At 75.0% G+C, this 20,182-nt stretch carries 13 protein-coding genes; 4 read left to right on the forward strand and 9 right to left on the reverse strand.

Annotated features, from left to right (window positions below):
• The first annotated feature begins 26 nt into the window (after window positions 1-26).
• A complete protein-coding gene (locus tag A0J59_RS20720; RefSeq protein WP_047233190.1) occupies window positions 27-524 on the forward strand; it encodes a thioesterase family protein in 498 nt (165 codons plus the stop codon).
• A 66-nt stretch (window positions 525-590) separates the two neighbouring features.
• Here the strand turns inward: A0J59_RS20720 and A0J59_RS20725 are convergent, their stop codons facing one another.
• From A0J59_RS20725 to A0J59_RS20745, 5 genes are all read right to left on the reverse strand, one after another.
• Window positions 591-3,191: a glycoside hydrolase family 9 protein gene (locus A0J59_RS20725; protein ID WP_064317316.1), complete on the reverse strand. Its 2,601-nt coding sequence runs from the start codon at window positions 3,189-3,191 to the stop codon at window positions 591-593.
• A gap of 99 nt (window positions 3,192-3,290) precedes the next feature.
• Window positions 3,291-4,829: an SDR family oxidoreductase gene (locus A0J59_RS20730; RefSeq protein ID WP_064317317.1), complete on the reverse strand. Its 1,539-nt coding sequence runs from the start codon at window positions 4,827-4,829 to the stop codon at window positions 3,291-3,293.
• Window positions 4,826-5,812, reverse strand: coding sequence for a DNA topoisomerase IB (locus A0J59_RS20735; protein ID WP_064317318.1), 987 nt, complete (start codon window positions 5,810-5,812; stop codon window positions 4,826-4,828). Before A0J59_RS20735 ends, A0J59_RS20730 begins: the two co-directional genes overlap by 4 nt.
• Window positions 5,813-5,924: 112 nt before the next feature.
• Window positions 5,925-8,225 carry a glycoside hydrolase family 6 protein gene (locus A0J59_RS20740; protein ID WP_064317319.1) on the reverse strand — a complete coding sequence of 767 codons (2,301 nt, stop codon included), beginning with the start codon at window positions 8,223-8,225 and terminating at the stop codon, window positions 5,925-5,927.
• Window positions 8,226-8,334: 109 nt separating this feature from the next.
• On the reverse strand, window positions 8,335-9,441 hold the full coding sequence (locus tag A0J59_RS20745) for a LacI family DNA-binding transcriptional regulator (protein WP_064317320.1): 1,107 nt from the start codon (window positions 9,439-9,441) through the stop codon (window positions 8,335-8,337).
• A 149-nt stretch (window positions 9,442-9,590) separates the two neighbouring features.
• On the opposite strand from A0J59_RS20745, the gene A0J59_RS20750 reads away from it, so the two are divergent.
• Both A0J59_RS20750 and A0J59_RS20755 read left to right on the forward strand, forming a co-directional pair.
• Window positions 9,591-12,290, forward strand: a complete 2,700-nt coding sequence (locus tag A0J59_RS20750; RefSeq protein WP_172820095.1) for a substrate-binding domain-containing protein — start codon at window positions 9,591-9,593, stop codon at window positions 12,288-12,290.
• A gap of 106 nt (window positions 12,291-12,396) precedes the next feature.
• Window positions 12,397-15,117: a glycoside hydrolase family 48 protein gene (locus A0J59_RS20755; RefSeq protein WP_053371031.1), complete on the forward strand. Its 2,721-nt coding sequence runs from the start codon at window positions 12,397-12,399 to the stop codon at window positions 15,115-15,117.
• A 55-nt stretch (window positions 15,118-15,172) separates the two neighbouring features.
• Here A0J59_RS20755 and A0J59_RS20760 read toward each other — a convergent pair whose 3' ends face one another.
• The 3 genes from A0J59_RS20760 to ptsP form a co-directional block, all read right to left on the reverse strand.
• Window positions 15,173-16,021 carry an acyl-CoA thioesterase II gene (locus A0J59_RS20760; RefSeq protein WP_053371180.1) on the reverse strand — a complete coding sequence of 283 codons (849 nt, stop codon included), beginning with the start codon at window positions 16,019-16,021 and terminating at the stop codon, window positions 15,173-15,175.
• A 142-nt stretch (window positions 16,022-16,163) separates the two neighbouring features.
• Window positions 16,164-16,550 carry a globin gene (locus A0J59_RS20765; RefSeq protein ID WP_047234465.1) on the reverse strand — a complete coding sequence of 129 codons (387 nt, stop codon included), beginning with the start codon at window positions 16,548-16,550 and terminating at the stop codon, window positions 16,164-16,166.
• A 216-nt stretch (window positions 16,551-16,766) separates the two neighbouring features.
• Window positions 16,767-18,470 (reverse strand): phosphoenolpyruvate--protein phosphotransferase, encoded by a 1,704-nt coding sequence (gene ptsP, locus A0J59_RS20770; RefSeq protein WP_082919229.1) that lies wholly within the window; start codon window positions 18,468-18,470, stop codon window positions 16,767-16,769.
• Window positions 18,471-18,642: 172 nt separating this feature from the next.
• Between ptsP and A0J59_RS20775 the strand changes: the two genes are divergently transcribed.
• The gene (locus tag A0J59_RS20775) at window positions 18,643-18,960 is read left to right on the forward strand and encodes a glucose PTS transporter subunit EIIB (RefSeq protein WP_255318904.1); all 318 of its coding nucleotides are present in this window, start codon (window positions 18,643-18,645) and stop codon (window positions 18,958-18,960) included.
• A 66-nt stretch (window positions 18,961-19,026) separates the two neighbouring features.
• Here the strand turns inward: A0J59_RS20775 and A0J59_RS20780 are convergent, their stop codons facing one another.
• Window positions 19,027-20,151 carry a mechanosensitive ion channel family protein gene (locus A0J59_RS20780; protein ID WP_082141514.1) on the reverse strand — a complete coding sequence of 375 codons (1,125 nt, stop codon included), beginning with the start codon at window positions 20,149-20,151 and terminating at the stop codon, window positions 19,027-19,029.
• Window positions 20,152-20,182: the final 31 nt, after the last annotated feature.

The following is a 20,182-nucleotide window of genomic DNA, read 5'->3' on the forward strand; positions in this document are numbered from 1 at the left end:
GCCATGTCGAGCGAGAGGACCTCCGAATGACCCGCCTGCACGTCCCCGTCTCCCTGCGGTGGTCGGACCTCGACGCGTACGCCCACGTGAACAACGTCGAGATGTTCCGGCTGCTGGAGGACGCGCGCATCACCGCGTTCTGGACCCACCCGGACGCCGGCGAGGACGCCTGGCCGACGGCGGTCCTGGAGACCGGGCCGGCCGCGACGAGCCACACGCTCGTCGCCCGGCAGGAGATCGAGTACCTGCGCCCGCTCGGCTTCACGCGGACGCCCGTGCGGGTCGAGCTGTGGATCGGGCACCTGGGCGGCGCGAGCCTGGAGGTCTGCTACGAGGTGCACGACGGCGCGGCCCGCTTCGAGCGCACCGGCCCCACCTCGGGCGGTGCCCCTTACGCGAAGGCGGTGACCACGATCGTCGTGGTCGACGCGGCGACCGGCGCGCCCCGCCGCATCACCGAGACCGAGCGCGCGGCGTGGGAGCCGTTCGTCGAGGAGCCGCTGACCTTCCGCCGCCGGAGATGACCGTCGCCCGCGCCGGGGAGCAGCGTCCCGGCGCGGGCGACGATCGTCCGTGGCTGCCGTGCGGGATCACCCCACGGTGCACGCCGTCCCGCCCGACGCGCCGACCAGCGTGAAGCCCGCCGGCGGCGTGCTCACCCCGCCGTGCGCGACGTTCGCGCCGACCTCGACGGACGACCCTGGGGCGAGGGCGCCGTTCCAGGCGGCGGACCGCACGGTGACGTCGGCGCCCGACTGCGTCCACGTCGCGCTCCAGCCGTTCGTCACCGTCTGCCCGGACGGGAGCACGAACGCGAGCGTCCAGCCGTCGAGGGGCGTGGTTCCGGTGTTCGTGAGCCGGAGGGTCACGGTCCCGCCGGAGCCCCAGTCGCTCGACGACCACCGGACCGCGCAGGCGCCGGGCGCGGGACCCGTCGACGTCGCCGGGGTCGTGAAGGTCGCGGCCGGCCCGGGCGCGGACGCGTTCCCGGCCCGGTCGGTCGCGACGAGGGCGACGCGATAGGTCGTCTCGGGCGCGAGGTCTGTCAGGGCCTGGCGGGTGCCCGACGTGGTCGCGACCCGCACGCCGTCGAGCAGCACGTCGTACCCGGCGATGCCGCTGCCCGCGTCCGAGGAGGGTGCCCATGCGACGGACGCCCCGGTCGCCGTGACGCCCGAGACCGTCGGCGTGCCCGGCGTCGTCGGCGGCGTGGTGTCCGGCTCGACGGGCCCGGCGGCGGGCTCGGTGCCCCACAGCAGCTCGGCACCCTCGTAGAGGGTGATGCGCGCGTTCTTTGTGAGCGTGTCGCCGGTCGCGACCTGAGCGAACGACCAGTCGTCCGAGGCGTCCCAGACGTTCGCCGACACCCGGAACTGCACCTCGCGGCGGTGCTGGGACTGGCCGCCCGGGTAGACGACCGAGCCCGAGCAGTCGATCTCGACGAAGTACCGGTCGCCGCCCGCGTGGCCGACGCTAGCCGTCGCGCCGGGGCACTCGGAGTAGTTCGTCGTGGCGCGCAGGGTCGCCGGGTCGGCGCCGTCGTCGAGCGTGAACCAGTACCGCAGGCGGACGTCGTCGAGCACGCGCGCCGGGAAGGCCGACCGGTTGCGCAGCACGGCCTTGATCTCCGTGAACGCGGTGCCGGGCTGGTTGAGGCGCGACTCGACGAAGAACTCGTCCTGGTCCGGGGTCTCGGGCTGCGGGAAGTCGGCGAGCGGGACACCTCCGTGCTCGCCGACGAGGAACGCGAGCGCCGACGTGAAGCCGGCGTTGTAGTCCGTCGCGACCTCGTTCGCGACGTAGTCCGAGCGGCGGTCCGTGTAGGTGTCGTCCGGTGCACCCGGACCTCCGACGAGCGCGCCGTACAGGACGTGCCGCGTCGCCGCGGGCTCGGCGAGCGAGTCGAGCCACGAGCCGTGCGCGGTGCGGTGGTGCGGGTTCTGCGGCGAGTCCTCGCCGTACCCGACGACGTACGAGGCGCCGCGCGGGTTGTCGCCGAGCGCGTAGCCGATCTGGCGCTCGCCGAAGTCCTGGTAGGTCTGCGCGCGGGTCGCGTCGCCGCGGCCCCGCAGCCACTCGCCGTAGGTCAGCGCGACGAACGCCGTGTTCGCGGCGTAGCGCAGCGAACCCCACGAGTCGAGGAACGCCTGCCCGCCGGGGGAGTACCGCACGCGCGACCCCTGGTACCCGGCGGTCCAGAAGTCCAGCCACCTGTTCGCGTCGTCGACGTACCGCTGCTTGCCGGTCGCCTGGGCCAGCAGCGCGTACGCGCCGTACGTCTTGTCGTCCCACGCGATCGTCCAGCGGTACGACGGCGTGCTCGTCTGGTTCTCGCGCGAGAGACCGGCGTACTCCTGCTCGGCCTTCGCGAGGTACGTCGCGTCGCCCGTCGCCTCGTACAGCCAGGCCGCGCCCCAGACGAGCTCGTCCTGGTAGCCGGACCACGAGTTGTAGAACGCGCCCACGGGCACGCAGTCGGAGTACTTGCCCCGGTAGGTGTCGGCGAAGGCGTAGAGCTGCTCCGCGTGCTCGACGAGCTCGGCCGCGTACGCCGGGTCCGAGTCCGCGAAGACGATCGACGACGCGGCCATGGCCGCCGCGGTCTCGCCCGCGACGTCGCTCCCGGGGCACGACCGGTCGACCTTGTACGCGGGCCGGGCCATCTGCATCGCCTCGGCGGGGCCCCACCACTTGTGGTCCGCGTCGCCGTCGCCCACCTGCGCGTACAGCACGTCCGGCTCGGGGTGGGCCTTGATGAAGTAGTCGTTGACCCAGCGCAGCGAGTCGAGCAGCTCGTCCCGCTGGCCCGACGCCGCGTACCCGTCGGGGCTCGCGATCGCGCCCCACGCGAGCATCGTCGTCGTGAAGGCCATGGGCAGCCCGAACTTCACGTGGTCGCCCGCGTCGTACCAGCCGCCCGTGAGGTCGAGCCCGACGTCGGCGCCGTCGTCGAGCGCGGAGTCGCCGCGCCAGCTCACCCGGAAGTCGTCGGGGAGGTCGCCCGAGCGCTGGGCGTCGTAGAAGAACAGGGACTTCTGGAGCGCTTCGGCGTAGTTCGGCTCGGCGGCGGCAGCGGCGGCCGCTGCCGGGACCGGCGTCGGATCCGGCGCGGCCGAGGCCGGGGTCGTGGCCGCGAGGCTCGCGACGAGCAGGGCGCCCGTGGCGAGGACCGCGGTGGGTCGTGGGTGCATGGCTGCCTCTCGGTCCGGCTGCGTCCGCGTCGACGCAGGTCGACGCCACTGTCCGGACGCGGCGGAGCCGGGGTCAAGGACGCGCGCGACCCGAAACGTTTAGCCGTCGTCGGCGGCGCGCTCCGCGGCGGCGGCGACGTTGCGCTGCATCCCGCCGAACACGACGCCGTGGAACGGCTTGACCGCCCACCAGTAGAGCTGGCCCGCGAGGCCGTGGGGGTAGAACAGCGCGCGCTGGGCGAAGTAGGTCCGGCCGGGACCGCTCGCGTCCTCGGGCGAGGGGCCGGGCGCGTCGGGGTCGGTGGCATCAGGGAGCTCGGCGGCGGCCTCGTCGACGCGCAGCTCGAGCCATGCGAGCCCCGGCAGGCGCATCTCGGCCCGGAGCAGCAGGCGACGGCCCGGCTCGATCGCCTCGACACGCCACCAGTCGAGCTCGTCGTCCACGCGCAGGTGCCGCTCGTCGCGCCGGCCCCGGCGCAGCCCGGGCCCGCCGACGGCGCGGTCCAGGAGCCCGCGCACGCGCCACGCGAGCGACCACGAGTACCAGCCGCCCTGCCCGCCGATCTCCTCGACGACGCGCCAGAGCACGTCGCGCGGCGCGTCGACGACCGTCCGCCGCTCGTCGACGTACAGCGAGCCGCCGGCCCAGTCGGGGTCGCTCGGCAGGGGGTCCGACGGCGCTCCCGGGACCGAGGCGGACGACCAGCGCGTCACCACCTCGCCGTCGTGGATGCGTTCCAGGGCCAGCTCGACGGCGCGGTCGAAGCCGAGGAGGCCCTCGGGCGGGTCGGGCACGTACCGCCGGATGTCGTGCTCCCGGCACACGACCTCGTGCTGGAGCGACTCGACGAGCGGCCGCGCGATGCCCGACGGCACGGGCGTGACGAGCCCGACCCACAGGCTCGAGAGCTTCGGCGTGAGCACCGGGACGCTGACGATCGCGCGCCGGGGGAGCCCGGCCACCTTGGCGTAGCGCTGCATCATGTCGCGGTAGGTGAGGACGTCGGGCCCGCCGACGTCGAACGCGCGCGAGACGTCGGGCGGCATCGTCGCGGACCCCACGAGGTAGCGCAGCACGTCCCGCACCGCGATGGGCTGGATGCGGTTGTCGACCCACTTCGGCGTCGTCATGGCCGGGAGCCGCTCGGTGAGGTAGCGCATCATCTCGAACGACGCGGACCCGGAGCCGAGGATCACCGCCGCCTGGAGGACCGTCGTCGGGACGCCCGACGCGAGCAGGATCTCGCCGACCTCCTTGCGCGAGGCCAGGTGGCGCGAGAGCTCGCCCTCCGGGACGTCCGGGAACATCCCGCCGAGGTAGACGATCCGCCCGACGCCCGCCTCGCGCGCCGCGCGCGCGAACGTGAGCGCGGTGCGGCGGTCGCGCGCCTCGAACGTGCTCCCGGTGCCGAGCGAGTGCACGAGGTAGTACGCGACGTCGGCGCCCTGGAGCGCCGCGCGGGTCTGCTCGAGGTCGGCCGCGTCGGCGGCCACCGTCTCGACGTCGTGGACCCACTCGCGCCCCGCGAGCCGCTCGGGGTGCCGTGCCAGCGCGCGCACCTCGAACCCTGCGCGCAGGAGCTCGGGCACGAGCCGCCCGCCCACGTAGCCCGTGACGCCGGTGACCGCGGCCCTCACGAGAGGAGCTCCAGGAGCTCGCGCTCGGCGCGCGTCTGGGAGCGGGTCGAGCCGATGGTCTCACCGCGCTCCCACAGGTCGAACAGTCGCGGGTCGATGTACGAGGACCGCGCGACGGCGGGCGTGTTCCCGAGCTCCTCCGCGACGTCCTTGACGATCCCCGTGACGACCTTGCGCCGCGCCCGTTCGGAGGCGGGCGCGGCCCCCGCGTCGGCGAGCGCGCGTGCCGCGAGCACCGTCGCGTGCCAGGTGCGGAAGTCCTTGGGCGTCGCGTCGTCGCCGAGCCGTTCCTTGATGCCCGCCTGGACGTCGGCGCTCGTGACGTCGTGCCACACGGCGCGCCCGTCGGGGCCGTCCTCGCGCCACGCGAGCAGCTCGACGCCGCCGCGGCGCCGCTTGAGCGTGGTGACGAGCTCGGCGACCACCGGGTCGTCCACGACGACGTCGCGCACCTGGCCCGACTTCGCGGGGTAGTGGAAATGGACGCTCCCGTCGCGCCGCACCCGCGCGTGCTCCTTACGGATCGTCGCCAGGCCGTAGCTGTTGTTCTGCTTCGCGTAGATCTCGCCGCCGGCACGGAAGTACGCCAGGTCGAGCAGCCGGAACGCGAGGGCGAGCACCGTGTCGCGACCCATGCCGGGCTGTGCGAGCTCGCGCGCGACGCGACGCCGGGCCGCGGGCAGTCTCCGGCCGACGTCGAGCACGTGGTCGTGCTTGCGCCGCGCGCGCCGCACCTGCCACTGCTCGTGGTACAGGTACTGGCCACGACCGGCGACGTCGCGCCCGAACGCCTGGATGTGCCCGTTCGGGTACCGGCAGATCCAGACGTCGGACCAGGCGGGCGGGACCGCGAGGCGCGTGCACCGCGCGAGCTCCTCCTCGTCGGCGAGCGGAAGTCCCTTGACGTCGAGGAACACCCACGAGTCGCCCTTCGGGCGCCGTGAGTACCCGGGGGAGGTCACGGACACCCGACGCAGTCGCACCCGGTCATGGTGCGGGACGCGTGGCCCGCTCGCGCGCCGGGGGACGCCGCCCGCGCCGCGGCTCGCGCGCGCCGACGGCCGGGGCGCACGCGCCCCGGCCGTCGGCGTCAGGTCAGGCGACCGTGCAGGTGGCGCCGTTCAGGGTGAAGGACGTCGGCTCGGTGTTGGTCCCGGTGTGGGAACCGTTGAAGCCGACCTCGACGCTCGCGCCCGCGCCGAGCGTGGTGTTCCACGCGGCGGGGGTCACGGTGACGGTCGAGCCGGACTGCGCGTACTGCGCGGACCAGCCCTGGGTGATCGTCTGGCCGTTCGCGAAGGCGAACGTCAGGGTCCAGCCCTGGAGGGCGGCGGCGGAGTCGTTCGTGATCCGCAGCGACCCCGTGAACCCGGTGTTCCACGAGCTCGCGGTGTACGCGACCGTGCAGGCGCCGGGGGTGCCGCCGCCCGGTGCCGTCGTGCCGGTCACGGTGCCCGACGTCGCGGACACGTTGCCCGCGGCGTCGACGGCGCGCACCGCGTAGACGTGCGCCGTGCCGGCCGCGAGTCCCGTGTCGGTGAAGGACGTGGTGGTCACCTGGGCGACCTGCGCCCCGTCGCGGAACACGCGGTAGCCGGTCACGCCGGTGTCGTCGGTGGACGCGTTCCACGCGAGCGCGACGGTGGAGGCCGTCACGCCCGAGACGCGCAGCCCGGTCGGGGCGGACGGCGCCTGGTCGTCGCCGCCCGGGCCGCCGTCCTCGTCCGTGGTCACGGTGAGCGGGGCGGACGCGGCCGAGACGTTGCCCGCGGCGTCGCGCGCCCGGACGGTCACGGCGTAGGACGTGCCCGCGTCGAGACCGGTGACCGTGAACGAGGTCGTGGCCGTCGTGCCCACGGCGGTGCCGTCGACGAGCACGGTGTAGCCCGTGACGCCACGGTCGTCGCTGGACGCGGTCCAGCTCACGCTCGCCGACGTCGTCGTGGTCGTCCCGGCCGTGAGGCCCGTCGGGACCGACGGCGGGGTCGTGTCCGCGGGGCCGCTGCTCCCGTCGGCCTCGATGGCCGGGTAGGCGTTCTCCACGAGCATCCGGAACTGGGACTCGAACCACTGGCCCGCGAGCGGGGCGTCGGGGAGCGCGCCGGTGAGCTGGTTGGCGAGCTTCGGCGAGACGAACGTCGGGTCGCACATGCGGTCGAACCGCTTGCCCTGGTCGTTCGGGATGTCGGACGACGCGCCGTCGGACTCGCCCGGAGGCTTGACCCACACGTACGCGTGCAGGTGCGACTCCGGGAAGCCCGCGGGCGAGGCCTGCGGGCGCTCGCCGATGCCTGCGCCCGCCGGGTTGCACCACGCGCCGCGGTGGATGCGCTTGTCGACGCGCGACTCGTCCACGTAGGTGTTGAGGTTCGTCGACGTGCTCACCGCCGTCGGGCGGTCCTCGCCGCCCCAGCCGTTGCGCGACGTGTCGACGAGCATGCCGATCGACGTCGGGAAGCCCTCGGCGACCAGCAGGTCGTAGAGGTGCGCCGTCCAGTCGGCCTCGTCGAAGTCGGCGTTCCACTCGTAGAAGGAGGCCGAGCGCACGGGCGTGCTGCCGAGCTGGACGTCCTCGAGGAACGGCTCGTGCAGCGGGGTCGAGTTGGCGGTGTTCGTCACGAAGCCGGTCACGGACGCGTAGCCCGCCTCGGTGGAGAGCACGACCTCCTTGAAGAGCTTCGCCGCCGGGCCCGCGTTGCTCGGCCAGCCGAGCCAGCCCGCGTGCGCCGCGTCGATGTAGGAGTACACGTTGCCGACGTCGTGGAGCGCGTCCAGCGCGTACGTCACGCCCTCGCGGTAGTACGGCGCGGACGCCTGGCAGTCGGGCGTGCTGATGTTCGTGATGAGGTTCGGCAGCGAGTCCGGCTCGATCGTCGCGACGACGCGCAGGTCCTCGTAGGCGGGGTCGTCCAGGATGTCGGCGATGACGTCGATGTACTCGGTCTTGTACCGCGCCATGTCCGTGGCGTTCGGCTTGAGCTCGCCGTTGGACGCGAGCGCGTAGCAGTCGCGGCCGGGCAGGTCGTAGATCACGAGGTTGAAGACCATCGGCACGCCGGGCTGCTTCTGCTCGACCGCGGCGTCGAGGTGGTGCCGCAGGCCCGGGCCGTCGGCGTTGCCCTCGATCGCGCTGATGCGGTCCATCCAGACCGCGGTGGGCTCCTCGGCGATCGCCCGCATGCGGGACCCGAGGTCGCCGCCCGCGCGGTCGGCGGCGGCCTCGACGTTGGCGGACCAGAAGTCGTTGACGTACTGCGTGGCACCGGCGAACGGGTTGCTCACGCGTGGTTCGGCAGCGCTCGCCGGCGCGGCGGTCGCGACCAGCGGGGCGGCGAGCAGCGCGAGCGACGCGGCGACGGCCGCGCCCCTGCGCGGTCGGCTGGATCGGGATGGCACGTGGTCCTCCAAGGGTCCGGGGGCGCGGACGGGTCCGCGCACCGGGCGGCTCTGCCCGGCGGGGACAACGTGACGAACCGGGGCCGTCGTCGGCCACCGACTGAAACGTTTAGGCGCCCCGCGGTGGCGCCGTCGTCCCGCGCAGGAGGAGGCGCGCGGCGGGGCGCTCGCGGTCGACGGCCGGACGGGTCGCGGCCGGGTCGGCGTCGGGGCGCGCTACCGGGCGCCCGAGACCGAGCCGCGCGACGACGACGTCCGCGACGTGCGCGCCGAGCCGCTGGAACGGCCGGTGCACGGCGGTGAGCGCCGGGGCCACGAGGCGGCACGTCGCGGAGTCCTCGCCGGAGAGCACGGACAGGTCCCACGGCACCTCGAGCCCCTGGCTCCGCCCGGCCTCGAGCACGGCGAGCGCGGCGACGTCCGTGTCGGTGAGCACGGCGGTGGGGCGCGCGTCGTGCGCGACCAGCCGTGCTGCGCGCGAGCGCGTCTCCTCCCACGTGCGGCACTCGACGACGTCGACCCGGGCCTCCGGGCCACCCGCGTCGTGGGTCGCCGCGACCAGGGTGCGCGCCACCTCGTCCTGCGCGTCCGAGACGAGGACCGCGATCCGGCGGTGCCCGAGCTCGACGAGGTAGCGGGCCGCGCGGGCGTCCGCGTCGCCCGCGAACCAGGTCCGCACGCCCGGGGCGGCGGGGCCGGGCGGGCCGGGAGCGACCTCGACGAACGGGATCGCCGCCTCGCGCGCGACCCGGGTCCGGGGGTCGCGCGCGTGGGCGTCGACCACGACGTACGCGGCGTGCCGCCGCTCGGACCAGCCCGTCTCGAGCTCCCGGGCGCCCTCGTCGCGGTCGTCGGTGACCTCGAGGCCGAGGGCGAGGTCGTGCTCCGCGAGGACGGCGCGCATGCCGGCGGCGAGTGCCAGGGCGCGAGCGGGTCCGGCCGCCCCCTCCGCCGCGTGCACGACCTGGAGCGCCACGCTCCGGGCGCTGGTGCGCAGCGAGCGGGCGGCCGCGCTCGGGCGCCAGCCGAGGTCGGCAGCGGTGCGCAGGACGTGCCGTCGTGTGCGCTCGGACACGCCGGGGCGGCCGTTGAGGGCGTAGGAGACGACGGCGATCGACACCCCCGCCGCGCGCGCGACGTCGGTGATCGTGATGCGTCGTTCGGCCGGGCGGGTGGGGCGTGGCGAGGGCGGTCCGCCGGGAGAGTTGGTGGTCACGCTCCCACACTGTGCCCGGTTTGGGTGCATGATGCCTATCAGGACTCGGTGACGATGACGTGACGGGGACGGTGACGAGGATGTCGACGGACGCGACGAGGCGCCCGAGACAGGCGGGGGAGCACCTGACGTTCGGTGTGCTGTGCCCCGTGGTCGGAGGCTTCTACTTCGGGCGGTCCCTGGCGGGGATCGCCCGGGTCCTGCGGGCGCACGGGCACCGGGTGGTCGCCCTCCAGACCTACCCGGCGGACCTCGACCGCGACGAGTTCCCGGGTCCCCCAGGGCGCCGGCCGCTGCTCGGCCGCTCCTCGTTCGACGGGTTCGTCGTCATGACGACCGCGCTCGCGGACGCGGAGCTGCGCGAGCTGGACGCGTCGGGCATCCCGCTCGTGCTCCTCGGGGTGCGCGCCGACGGGCTGCGCGCTCCCGCGGTGTCGCCCGACAACGCGGGCGGCGTCCGCGCCGCCGTCGACCACCTCGTCGAGCACGGCCACCAGCGCATCGGCTTCGTCGGCAACACCGAGCAGCGCGACACGCTCGAGCGCTACGACGCCTACCGCGCGGCGCTGGGCGCGCACGACCTCGCGTGGTCGCCGTCGTGGGTGTACCGCACGCGCGACAACCAGGAGGCGAGCGCGGAGGCCGTCGCGCGGCGGCTCGCGTCCCGGGGCCTGCCGACGACGGCGACGCTCGCCGCCACCGACCGCAACGCCATCGGCTTCATGCGCGGCCTGCAGGCCAGCGGGTTCGAGCTGCCCGCGGAGCAGGCGGTCGTCGGGTTCGACCACGCCGACTCGGGCGCGCGCTCGCGTCCCCGGCTGTCGACGGTCGACCCTTTGCACGACCAGGTCGGCGAGCGGGTGGCGGAGCTTCTCGTCGCGCAGGCCCGGGGCGAGAGCGTCGGCCGGGAGAACCGGCTGGGGCGTGCGGCGCTCATCCGGCGCGAGTCGTGCGGGTGCCTCGAGGGCACGCAGGGCGAGCTCATCGGCGCCCCGGCCGCCCGGTCCGCGGTCGTGCCGGCGCCCGCCGACCCGGACCGGCCCCTCGACGACGTCGCCCGCGTCGTCTTCGCCTCCGTCCTCGAACGGTCGGACGCGCGCGGCGTCCTGCGCCGACGCGGGCCGGACGGCGGCCAGCGCCCCGCCCCGCTCGAGGCGTGGCTCCTCGTGCTCCGGCACCTGCTCCGGGGCGCCGCGGAGACGGGCGCCGTCCCGCCGGCCGCGGCGCTGCGCTCGCTCGCGGACCGGACAGCGGCCCTGCGGCCGTCGCAGGAGGCGCTCGAGCAGATCGTGCCCGCCCTGGAGACCGAGGTCGCCGCCATCGTGCGCGACGTCCGGCGGCGACGCCCGGGCGCGCGCGCGTCCCAGCTCGGCCGGACCGTCCTGTCGCGCGGCACCCACCGGGACCCCCCGGCGAGCTCCGCCGCCGCGCGCGCCGAGGCGGTCCGGGCGACCGCGGCCGAGGTGGTCGTCGCCGTGGCGCGTGGGTGCGCGCACGGGGCGGTCGCGCGCACGGGACGGCTCGAGCAGGACCTGGTGGACCTCTACGAGGTCGACCTCGGCCTGCTGCGCGGCGACGAAGCGGGGCTGCGCCGCCTCGACTGGCTGCCTCGCGGGGTGGGCGGGACGGCGGCCCTCGCGCTGTGGGAGGACTCCGACGACGGCTCCGGGCGCCGCGTGCTGCGGGTCGTCGGCGTGCGTGGCGGGGGGACGGTCGTCGAGCGGCTCGTGGGGACGGTCCTGCCGACCGCGCAGTTCCCGCCGCGCGAGCTCCTCGACCCGCGGTCGCTCACGGTCGTCGCGCCCGTCGCGTTCGGACGCTCCGACTGGGGCTTCCTGGTCGTGGGCGGCCTCGTGGACACGCGGACGACGAGCACCCGCGAGCGGTACAACCACTGGGCGGCGATGCTCGCCGTCGCGCTCGACCGGGAGACCCTGGTCAGCTCGCTGCGTGAGCAGCAGCACGCGCTCGCCGACGCCGCGGACCGCGTCCGCGAGCTGGCTCTCGAGGTCGAGGCGGGGGCCGAGCGCGCCGCGCTCGTGTCGATCGCGTCCCACGACGGCACGTGGGACTGGGACGTCGAGACGGGCGTCGTGCGCTGGTCGCCGGCGTGGGCCCGCATCGTGGGCTGCGACGTGGCCGACCTGCGGGACGACCCCGAGGAGTGGCTCGGCCGCGTGCACCCGGACGACGTGCAGGCCGTGCACGCGGCCGTCGCCGCGCAGCTCGCGGGCACGACCGAGCCGCTCGACGTCGAGCACCGCCTCCGGTGCGCCGACGGCGAGCACGTGCGGGTCCGCGGCCGCGCGGTGACCGTGCCCGACGCCGGCGGGCGCCCGGCCCGCATGGTCGGCGCCCTCGCCGTCCTGTCCGACGTCGAGCGGTACCGCAGCGAGCTGCGCGAGCGCGCGCTCGTCGACCCCGACTCGGGCGTGCTGCACCGGACCCTGTTCGTGGACCGCCTCGAGCAGGCGATCGGGCGCGGTGGGCGGGTCGAGGGGTACGGCGCGCACGTCCTGGCCGTCGGGCTCGAGGTGCCGCCGCCGGTCCCCACGATCCACCGCCTCCGCGGCGCGCTGGGCCCGGCCGGCTCGCTGTGCGCGCTGGCGCCGACCGACCTCGTGGTGCTCCTCGACGGGGTGTCCGACGACGCGGCCCGCCACGCCGCGGTCCGTGCGGCGGGGGCGTGCGGGTCCGCGGTCGTCGAGCACCTCGGCGACGTCACCGGCGCGCCGGACGCGCTCGAGGTGCTGCGGCGGGCCGGGGTGGCTCTCGCGCGCCGACGGGCCCGCGCGCACGAGGCCGTCGTGCCGTGGTCGGCGCCGTCCGAAACGTTTCGTGCGTTGTGACGGCCGGTCGCGGCCGCCGAGAGTCGATCGACCCGTGGGGGTGGGGGAGCCGACGACGGCGCCCCCGCGACCGCCGCCGCGGGGCTCGACGACGAGAGGGAGCACGATGCCACGCACGTCCCGGCGCGCAGCGCCACCACCCACCGCCCCGCACGCGCGAGCCGCACGGGGACGGCGCACGACGGCGGCCGCGCTCGCCGTCGGCGTCGCGCTCGCGGCGCTCGCCACCGTCCCCCCGGCGAGCGCCGACCCCGCGGAGCCCCGGTCCACGACGGCGGGGACGGCCGCGGCGCTCGTCGACGGCGAGTACACGCAGCGCTTCCTGGAGCTGTACGCGAAGATCCACGACCCCGCGAACGGCTACTTCTCCCCGCAGGGCATCCCGTACCACGCGGTCGAGACGCTCATGGTCGAGGCGCCGGACTACGGGCACGAGACGACGTCGGAGGCGTACTCCTTCTGGCTGTGGCTCGAGACGTCGTACGGCCAGGTGACCGGCGACTGGGAGCCGTTCAACCACGCGTGGGACACGCTCGAGGCGTACATGATCCCCACCACGGAGAACCAGCCCACCAACGGGGCGTACAACCCGGCCAAGCCCGCGACGTACGCGCCGGAGTTCAACCACCCGAGCCGGTACCCCTCGCAGCTCGACACGTCGGTCTCCGTCGGCTCCGACCCGATCGCGGCCGAGCTGCGCTCGACCTACGGCACGCCCGAGGTCTACGGCATGCACTGGCTCGCCGACGTCGACAACGTCTACGGGTTCGGCGCCGCACCCGGCTCCTCGACGCTGCTCGGGCCGGACCACGAGGGCACGTCGTACATCAACACGTTCCAGCGCGGCCCGCAGGAGTCCGTCTGGGAGACCGTGCCCCAGCCGTCGATCGACGACTTCAGCTTCGGCGGGAGGAACGGCTACCTCGACCTCTTCACGGGCGACGCGTCGTACGCGAAGCAGTGGAAGTACACCAACGCGCCCGACGCCGACGCGCGCGCGGTCGAGGCGGCCTACTGGGCGAACAAGTTCGCGACCGAGCAGGGCCAGCCCGAGGCCGTGGCAGACACGGTCGGCAAGGCCTCGAAGATGGGCGACTACCTGCGCTACGCGCTGTTCGACAAGTACTTCAAGACGCCGGGCTGCGAGTCCACGTCGTGCGCCGCGGGGTCGGGCCGGAGCAGCGCGCACTACCTGCTGTCCTGGTACTACGCGTGGGGCGGGGCGCTCGACACGTCCGGCCCGTGGGCCTGGCGCATCGGCTCGAGCCACGCGCACTTCGGGTACCAGAACCCGATGGCGGCCTGGGCGCTCGCGAACGACCCCGCGCTCCAGCCGGCGTCGCCCACCGCGAGCGACGACTGGGGCACGAGCCTCGACCGGCAGATCGAGCTCTTCCAGTGGCTCCAGTCGCCCGAGGGCGGCATCGCGGGCGGCAGCACGAACTCCTGGGACGGCCACTACGCCGACCGCCCCGACGACGTCGCGACGTTCTACGGCATGGCGTACACCGAGGCGCCCGTCTACCACGACCCGCCCTCCAACTCGTGGATGGGCATGCAGGGCTGGGGCGTCGAGCGGATCGCGCAGCTCTACGAGGAGACGGGCGACGAGCGCGCCGAGGAGATCCTCGACAGGTGGGTGCCGTGGGTGATCGACCACGTCACGGTCACGGACGACTCCTGGCAGATCCCGTCCAACCTCGCGTGGTCGGGCCAGCCGGACGACTGGGACCCCGAGAACCCGGGGGAGAACGCGGGCCTGAGCGTCGAGGTGACGGGCTACGGCCAGGACGTCGGCGTCGCCGGCGCGCTCGCCCGCTCGCTCATGTACTACGCGGCCGGGGGCGAGGGGCCGCAGCACGACGCGGCGCAGCAGGTCGCACGCGACCTGCTCGACGCGATCTGGGAGCAGAACAGCGACCCGATCGGCGTCGCGACGACCGAGACGCGCGGGGACTACGCCCGCTTCGACGACGTCCTCACGTCGACCACGGGCGACGGGACGTACGTGCCGGCCGGGTGGTCGGGGACCATGCCGAACGGCGACGTGATCGAGCCGGGCGTGTCGTTCCTCGACCTGCGCTCGTTCTACCTCGACGACCCGCAGTGGTCGAAGGTCCAGGCGCACCTCGACGGCGGGCCCGCGCCGGAGTTCACCTACCACCGGTTCTGGGCCCAGACCGCCGTGGCGACGGCGCTCGCCGACTACGACCGCCTGTTCGGCGAGGACGTCCCGACCGAGCCGGACACCGAGCCGCCGACGACGCCCGCCGGTCTCGCCGTGACGGGCACCACGGCCACGACGGCGTCGCTGTCGTGGACGGCGTCGACCGACGACGTGCGCGTGGTGGGCTACGACGTCCTGCGCGACGGGGTGAAGGTCGGCACGGCGTCGGGCACCTCGTACACCGACGAGGACCTCGCGCCCGAGACCACGTACCGGTACACGGTGCGGGCACGCGACGCGGCGGGGAACATCTCGCCCGTGTCCCTCGCCGCCGAGGCGACGACGCTCGCGGACGACGGCGGGCCGGAGCCCGGTGCGTGCACCGCGACCTACGCGACGCGCGGGTCGTGGCAGGGCGGGTACCAGGGCGAGGTCACGGTCACGGCCGGGCCGTCCGGGGTCTCGGGCTGGACCGTGTCGCTCGACCTCGCGCCCGGCGGCCTGTCCCAGGCCTGGAACGCGACGACGAGCGTGAGCGGGAGCGTCCTGACCGCGACGAACGTCGGCTGGAACGGCACGCTCGCCGCCGGCGGGAGCACGTCGTTCGGGTTCATCGGCACGGGCGCGCCGCCGTCGTCCCCGACGGTCGCGTGCGGCTGACACCGGGCTGACACCCGGCTGGCAACCGCGGTGAGGGCGGTCCGCCTCCCGGTGCTCACAGCGCCGGGAGGCGGACCATGCCCTCCTGCGCGATGGACGCGACGAGCGTCCCGTCCTGCGCGAACACGCGCGCCGCGCCGAGCCCGCGACCGCCCTGGGCGCTCGACGCCGACTGCACGTAGAGCAGCCACTCGTCGACGCGCGCGTCGCGGTGCCACCACATCGCGTGGTCGAGGCTCGCGATCGACAGGTCGGGCGTGACCCAGCTCGTGCCCGACTGCCGCAGGATCGGCTCGAGCATCACCTGGTCGCACGCGTACGCCATGAGCGCGCGGTGCAGCAGCTGGTCGTCCCCGACGTCGCCGCGCGCCCGCATCCACACCATCTGGTGGTCCTTGGGCTCGTGGTCGGGACCGAGGTAGAGCGAGCCGCCCACGTGCCGCAGCTCGAACGCCGAGTGGTGCGACCAGAAGCGCGCGATCGGGTGGTCGATGCCGCCGAGCACGTCGAGCGCGGACGGCACCTCCTCCGGGGCGGGAGCGTCGGGCATCGGCGACGAGTGCTCGATGCCGCCCTGGTCCTCCTGGAACGAGGCGATCATCGACAGGATCGGCTTGCCGTGCTGGATCGCGTGCGTGCGGCGCGCGCTGAACGAGCGCCCGTCGCGCAGCCGCTCGACCGCGAAGTCGATCGGCACGTCGAGACCCCCGGGCCGCAGGAAGTAGCCGTGCAGCGAGTGGGGAAGACGCCCGTCGGGGACGGTGCGCCCCGCGGCGAGGACGGCCTGCGCGAGCACCTGGCCGCCGTAGACCCGGCCCGTCGGCTGGTGCACGCTCTCGCCGCGGAAGTGCTCGGGGTCGGCGGCCGACCCGTCACCGTCGCCGACGCGCTCGAGGCGCAGCACGTCGAGGAGGTGGCTCAGCGGGTTGGGGACCTTCTCGCGCGGGGCGGCGTCCGACGTCGGGCCGGGGGAGGTCGAGGAGGACGACGGCGGCGTGGGCTCGGGGGTCACGGGTGGGGGCTCCTTCGCTCGGGCGGCGGGTCGGTCAGTCCTCGAAGGTGTTGAGGAGCGAGTGCGCCGCGCGCTCCAGATAGTCCCACAGCGTCGCCTCCTGGATCGGCGCCAGGTCGAGGGTGTCGACGGCGGCGCGCATGTGGGCGAGCCAGCGGTCGCGCGCCTCGGGGTTGACCTTGAACGGGGCGTGCCGCATCCGCAGGCGCGGGTGCCCGCGCTGCTCGCTGTACGTCGTCGGGCCGCCCCAGTACTGCTCGAGGAACGCGGTGAGGCGCCAGCGCGCGGGACCGAGGTCCTGCTCGGGGTACATGGGCCGCATGACCGGGTCGTCCGCGACGCCCTCGTAGAACGCGTCGACGAGGCGCACGAACGTCTCGTGGCCGCCGACCTCGTCGTAGAACGTGCGGCTCGGACGCACCGGCGTGGCGTCGGTCCCGGGTCCGGTCGACGGGCCGGTCGTCGTGCCGTTCGAGAGGCCGGCGACGGGCAGCGTCGGGCGGGGGGTGGGCTCGGTCGTCACCGGCCCATCATCGCACCGGGCGCGGCCCTGTCCGGCCGGAGCACGGGGGACCGGGGCGCACGTCACACCGCGCGTCGCGCCGCGCTCACGGCGACGAGCGCCGCGCCGTCCACGTCAGAGGCCGAGCTCGGCGAGCACCGGCAGGTTCTCGCGGACGACGGCGCGGGCCTCGGCCGCGCTCTCGGCCTCGACCGCGAGCCGCGCGAGGCGTCGGCACTCGTCGAGGTCCACCTCGCGCAGGAGCGCGGCGACGTCGGGTATCGCCCGGGCCGTCATGGACAGCGACGACACCCCGAGGCCCACGAGCACGACGGCGAGCACGGGCTGCGAGGCCGCCTCGCCGCACACCCCCACGGGCCGGCCCTGCTGCGCGCCACCGGCGCACGTCACCTCGACGAGCCGCAGCACGGCCGGCTGCCACGGGTCGCTCAGCTCGGCGAGCGAGCCCAGGAGGCGGTCGGCCGCCATCGTGTACTGCGTGAGGTCGTTCGTGCCGATCGAGGCGAAGGCGGCGCGCGCGAGGATCGGGCCCGCGAGCAGCGCCGCGCTCGGGACCTCGACCATGACGCCCGCGACGTCGAGCCCGTGGGCGCGGCAGCGCTCGACGAACCACTCGGTCTCGCCCACGGTCGAGACCATCGGTGCCATGACCCACACCTCGGCCTCCTCCGCGGCGGCGGCCTGCGCGATCGCGTCGAGCTGCTGCTCGAGCAGCTCCGGCCAGCGCGCGGCCGTGCGCAGCCCGCGCACGCCGAGCGCGGGGTTCTCCTCGTCGTCGACGGTGAGGAAGTGCAGCGGCTTGTCCGCTCCCGAGTCGAGCGTGCGGATGACGACCTTGCGCCCGCCGAACTCGCGGAACACCGTGCGGTAGGCAGTCACCTGCTCCTCGACGGTCGGGGGCTGCTCGCGGTCGAGGAAGCAGAACTCGGAGCGGAACAGCCCCACGCCCTCCGCCCCCGTCGCGGCCGCGGGCGCCGCGCCGGCGGGGTCGCCGACGTTCGCGAGGAGCTGCACGCGGTGCCCGTCGCGCGTGCGGCCGGTGCCGTCGAACGTGCGCACCTGCAGCGAGCGCGCCCGCGCCGCGGCGACCTGCTCGTCGGACGGGTGCACGACCACCGTCCCGGCGGCGCCGTCGACGAGGACGACGTCCTCCGGCGCGAGCGCGGCGCTGGCCCCGGTCGCCGCGACGACCGCGGGGATGCCCTTGGCGTTCGCCACGATCGCGGTGTGCGAGGTCGGCCCGGCGCCGTCGGTGACGATCGCGAGCACGCGCGCGGGGTCGAGGGCGGCGGTGGCAGACGGCGCGAGGTCGGGCGCCACGAGCACGAACGGCTCCGTGTGCTCGGGCACGCCGGGCGTCGGGCGGTCGGTCAGCACCGCGACGAGCCGGTCACGCACGTCGGCGACGTCGCGAGCGCGCTCGGCGAAGTACCCGCCGAGCTCGGTGAACTGCCGCACGACCTCCTGCGCGGCCTCCCACACGGCGCGCTCGGGCACTAGGTGCTCCTCGAGGACGCGGCGCCGCGCGTCGGCGGCCAGGGTGGGGTCGCCGGCCATGGCCGCCGTCGCCTCGAGCACGTCGCGCGTCTCGCCGTCGGCGGCGTCCGCCGCGCACTGGAGGTCGGCGGCGACCTGCGCGGCCGCGGCGTCGACGCGCCGGGCCTGCGCCTCGTGGTCCTCGCGCGGTCCCATCCGGAGCCCGGGAGCAGGCTCCGCGATCGGCTCCGGCATGAGCACCACCGGTCCGACCACCGTCCCGGGGCACACGCCGATGCCCGTGATGACCTGCCGTGCCTCGTCCTGAACTCCGCCCGTCACGACCCTCGCTCCTGTCCGCCTCGGGCGTGCGACCCGGGTGCCCGGGCCGGTGCGCACGCGTGCCCGCCACCGTCCCGACCGTCGCACGCCCGCGGCACAGGTCTGTTGCGCCGTGGTTGCAGGTCGGCGTCGATCCGGTGACAACCTCGCGAGGAGACTAGGCTGATCCCAGGTGCACGGCACCCCGACACCCCGGATCCCCCGCGCGGATCCCACCCGCGACTCGCCTCAGGAGACACTTTCGATGAGCACCCCCTCGGACCAGAAGGCACAGCAGATCCTCGAGGCCCTCGGGGGCCAGGGCAACGTGGTCGACCTGGAGCCGTGCATCACGCGCCTGCGCGTCGAGGTGACCGACCCGCAGCTCGTCGACGAGGCGCGCCTCAAGGCGACCGGCGCGTTCGGCGTCGTGCGCTCGGGCCGCGTCGTCCAGGTCATCGTCGGCCCGGAGGCCGACAACCTCGCCGCGGAGCTCGACGGCCTGCGCTGACCCCTGCGGCCCTCCGGAGCGGAGGGCCGGCGCCGTCGGTCCGCGTGCCCGACGGCGCCACCCGGCTCAGGCGGTCGGTCCGGCCGCGCCGCCGGTGCGGTCCTGCACGACGGCCGCCGCCGCGGCGCCGCGGCGGTCGCGCGCCGCCTGCTCGTCCCGCCCCGAGGTGCCGGCACCGTCGTCGGGCCGGTCGTCCGGTACGGACGGCGAGTGGTCGAGGACGACCACCTGCTGCGCCCCCGCGAGAGGGATCCGCGCGTCGGACAACCCCTGCCGGACGCGGGTGCGCAGGGCGCGCGCCACCTCCCACTGCATCGCGGCCTGCGTCTTGACCTGCACCTTGAGCAGCAGCGCCTCCGCCGTCATCGACTCGATGCCCGTGACCTCCGGGGGCTCCAGGAAGTACGTGCCGAGCACGGGGTCGGCGCCGACGTCCTCGGCCGCGGCGAGCAGCGCCGCGCGCACCGCCTCGACGTCCGCCCAGTACGCGACGCGCACGTCGACCACGGCGCGGCCCCACTCCTGGGTCTTGTTCCCCGTGCGCAGGATCTCCCCGTTGCGCACGAACCACAGGGTCCCGTTGCCGTCGCGCACCTTGGTGACGCGCAGCGCGACCTCCTCGACGGTGCCCGTCACCTCGCCGAAGTCGACGGTGTCGCCGACGCCGTACTGGTCCTCGAGCAGCATGAACGTCCCGGACAGGAAGTCCTTGACGAGGCTCTGCGCGCCGAAGCCGAGCGCGACGCCCGCGATGCCCGCCGAGGCGAGGAACGGCGCGATGTTCACGCCCAGCTCCGTGAGCACGAGGAGCACGATCGTCGCCCCGATGACGATGTTGGCGACGGACCGCAGCACCGAGCCCACCGTCCGCGCGCGCTGGGCCCGTCGCGCGGACGCGAGCGGGTTCGCGCGCAGCAGGACGCTGCCGACCCCGGACTCGGCCACACCCCGCAGACGCTTGCTGCGCAGGGCGGGCGTCCCGTCGGCGATGTGCTCGGTGATCCTGCGGATGAGGCGGCGCACGAGCGCGAGCGCGATCGCTCCGATACCGATGATGAGGAGGACCCGCAGCGGGACCCCGACGAACCACTCGAACCAGTCGTCGGGGTTGCCGGGGTCGAAGCCGTTGCGGACCTCTTCCGGGACGTCCGCGGGCAGGCGCAGGACGGGGGCGAGAAGGGGGTGGGACATGAGCGCAGGGTACCCGGGCGAGGTGGGCGGT

The sequence above is a fragment of the Cellulosimicrobium sp. I38E genome, from assembly GCF_001647255.1.
GTDB classification, from domain to species: domain Bacteria; phylum Actinomycetota; class Actinomycetes; order Actinomycetales; family Cellulomonadaceae; genus Cellulosimicrobium; species Cellulosimicrobium cellulans_E.

Bases quoted from the DNA above. Each gene is read 5' to 3' on its own strand.
- A0J59_RS20725 (WP_064317316.1), bottom strand. From the start codon at position 3,191: ATGCACCCACGACCCACCGCGGTCCTCGCCACGGGCGCCCTGCTCGTC.
- A0J59_RS20755 (WP_053371031.1), top strand. From the start codon at position 12,397: ATGCCACGCACGTCCCGGCGCGCAGCGCCACCACCCACCGCCCCGCAC.
- A0J59_RS20780 (WP_082141514.1), bottom strand. From the start codon at position 20,151: ATGTCCCACCCCCTTCTCGCCCCCGTCCTGCGCCTGCCCGCGGACGTC.
- A0J59_RS20720 (WP_047233190.1), top strand. From the start codon at position 27: ATGACCCGCCTGCACGTCCCCGTCTCCCTGCGGTGGTCGGACCTCGAC.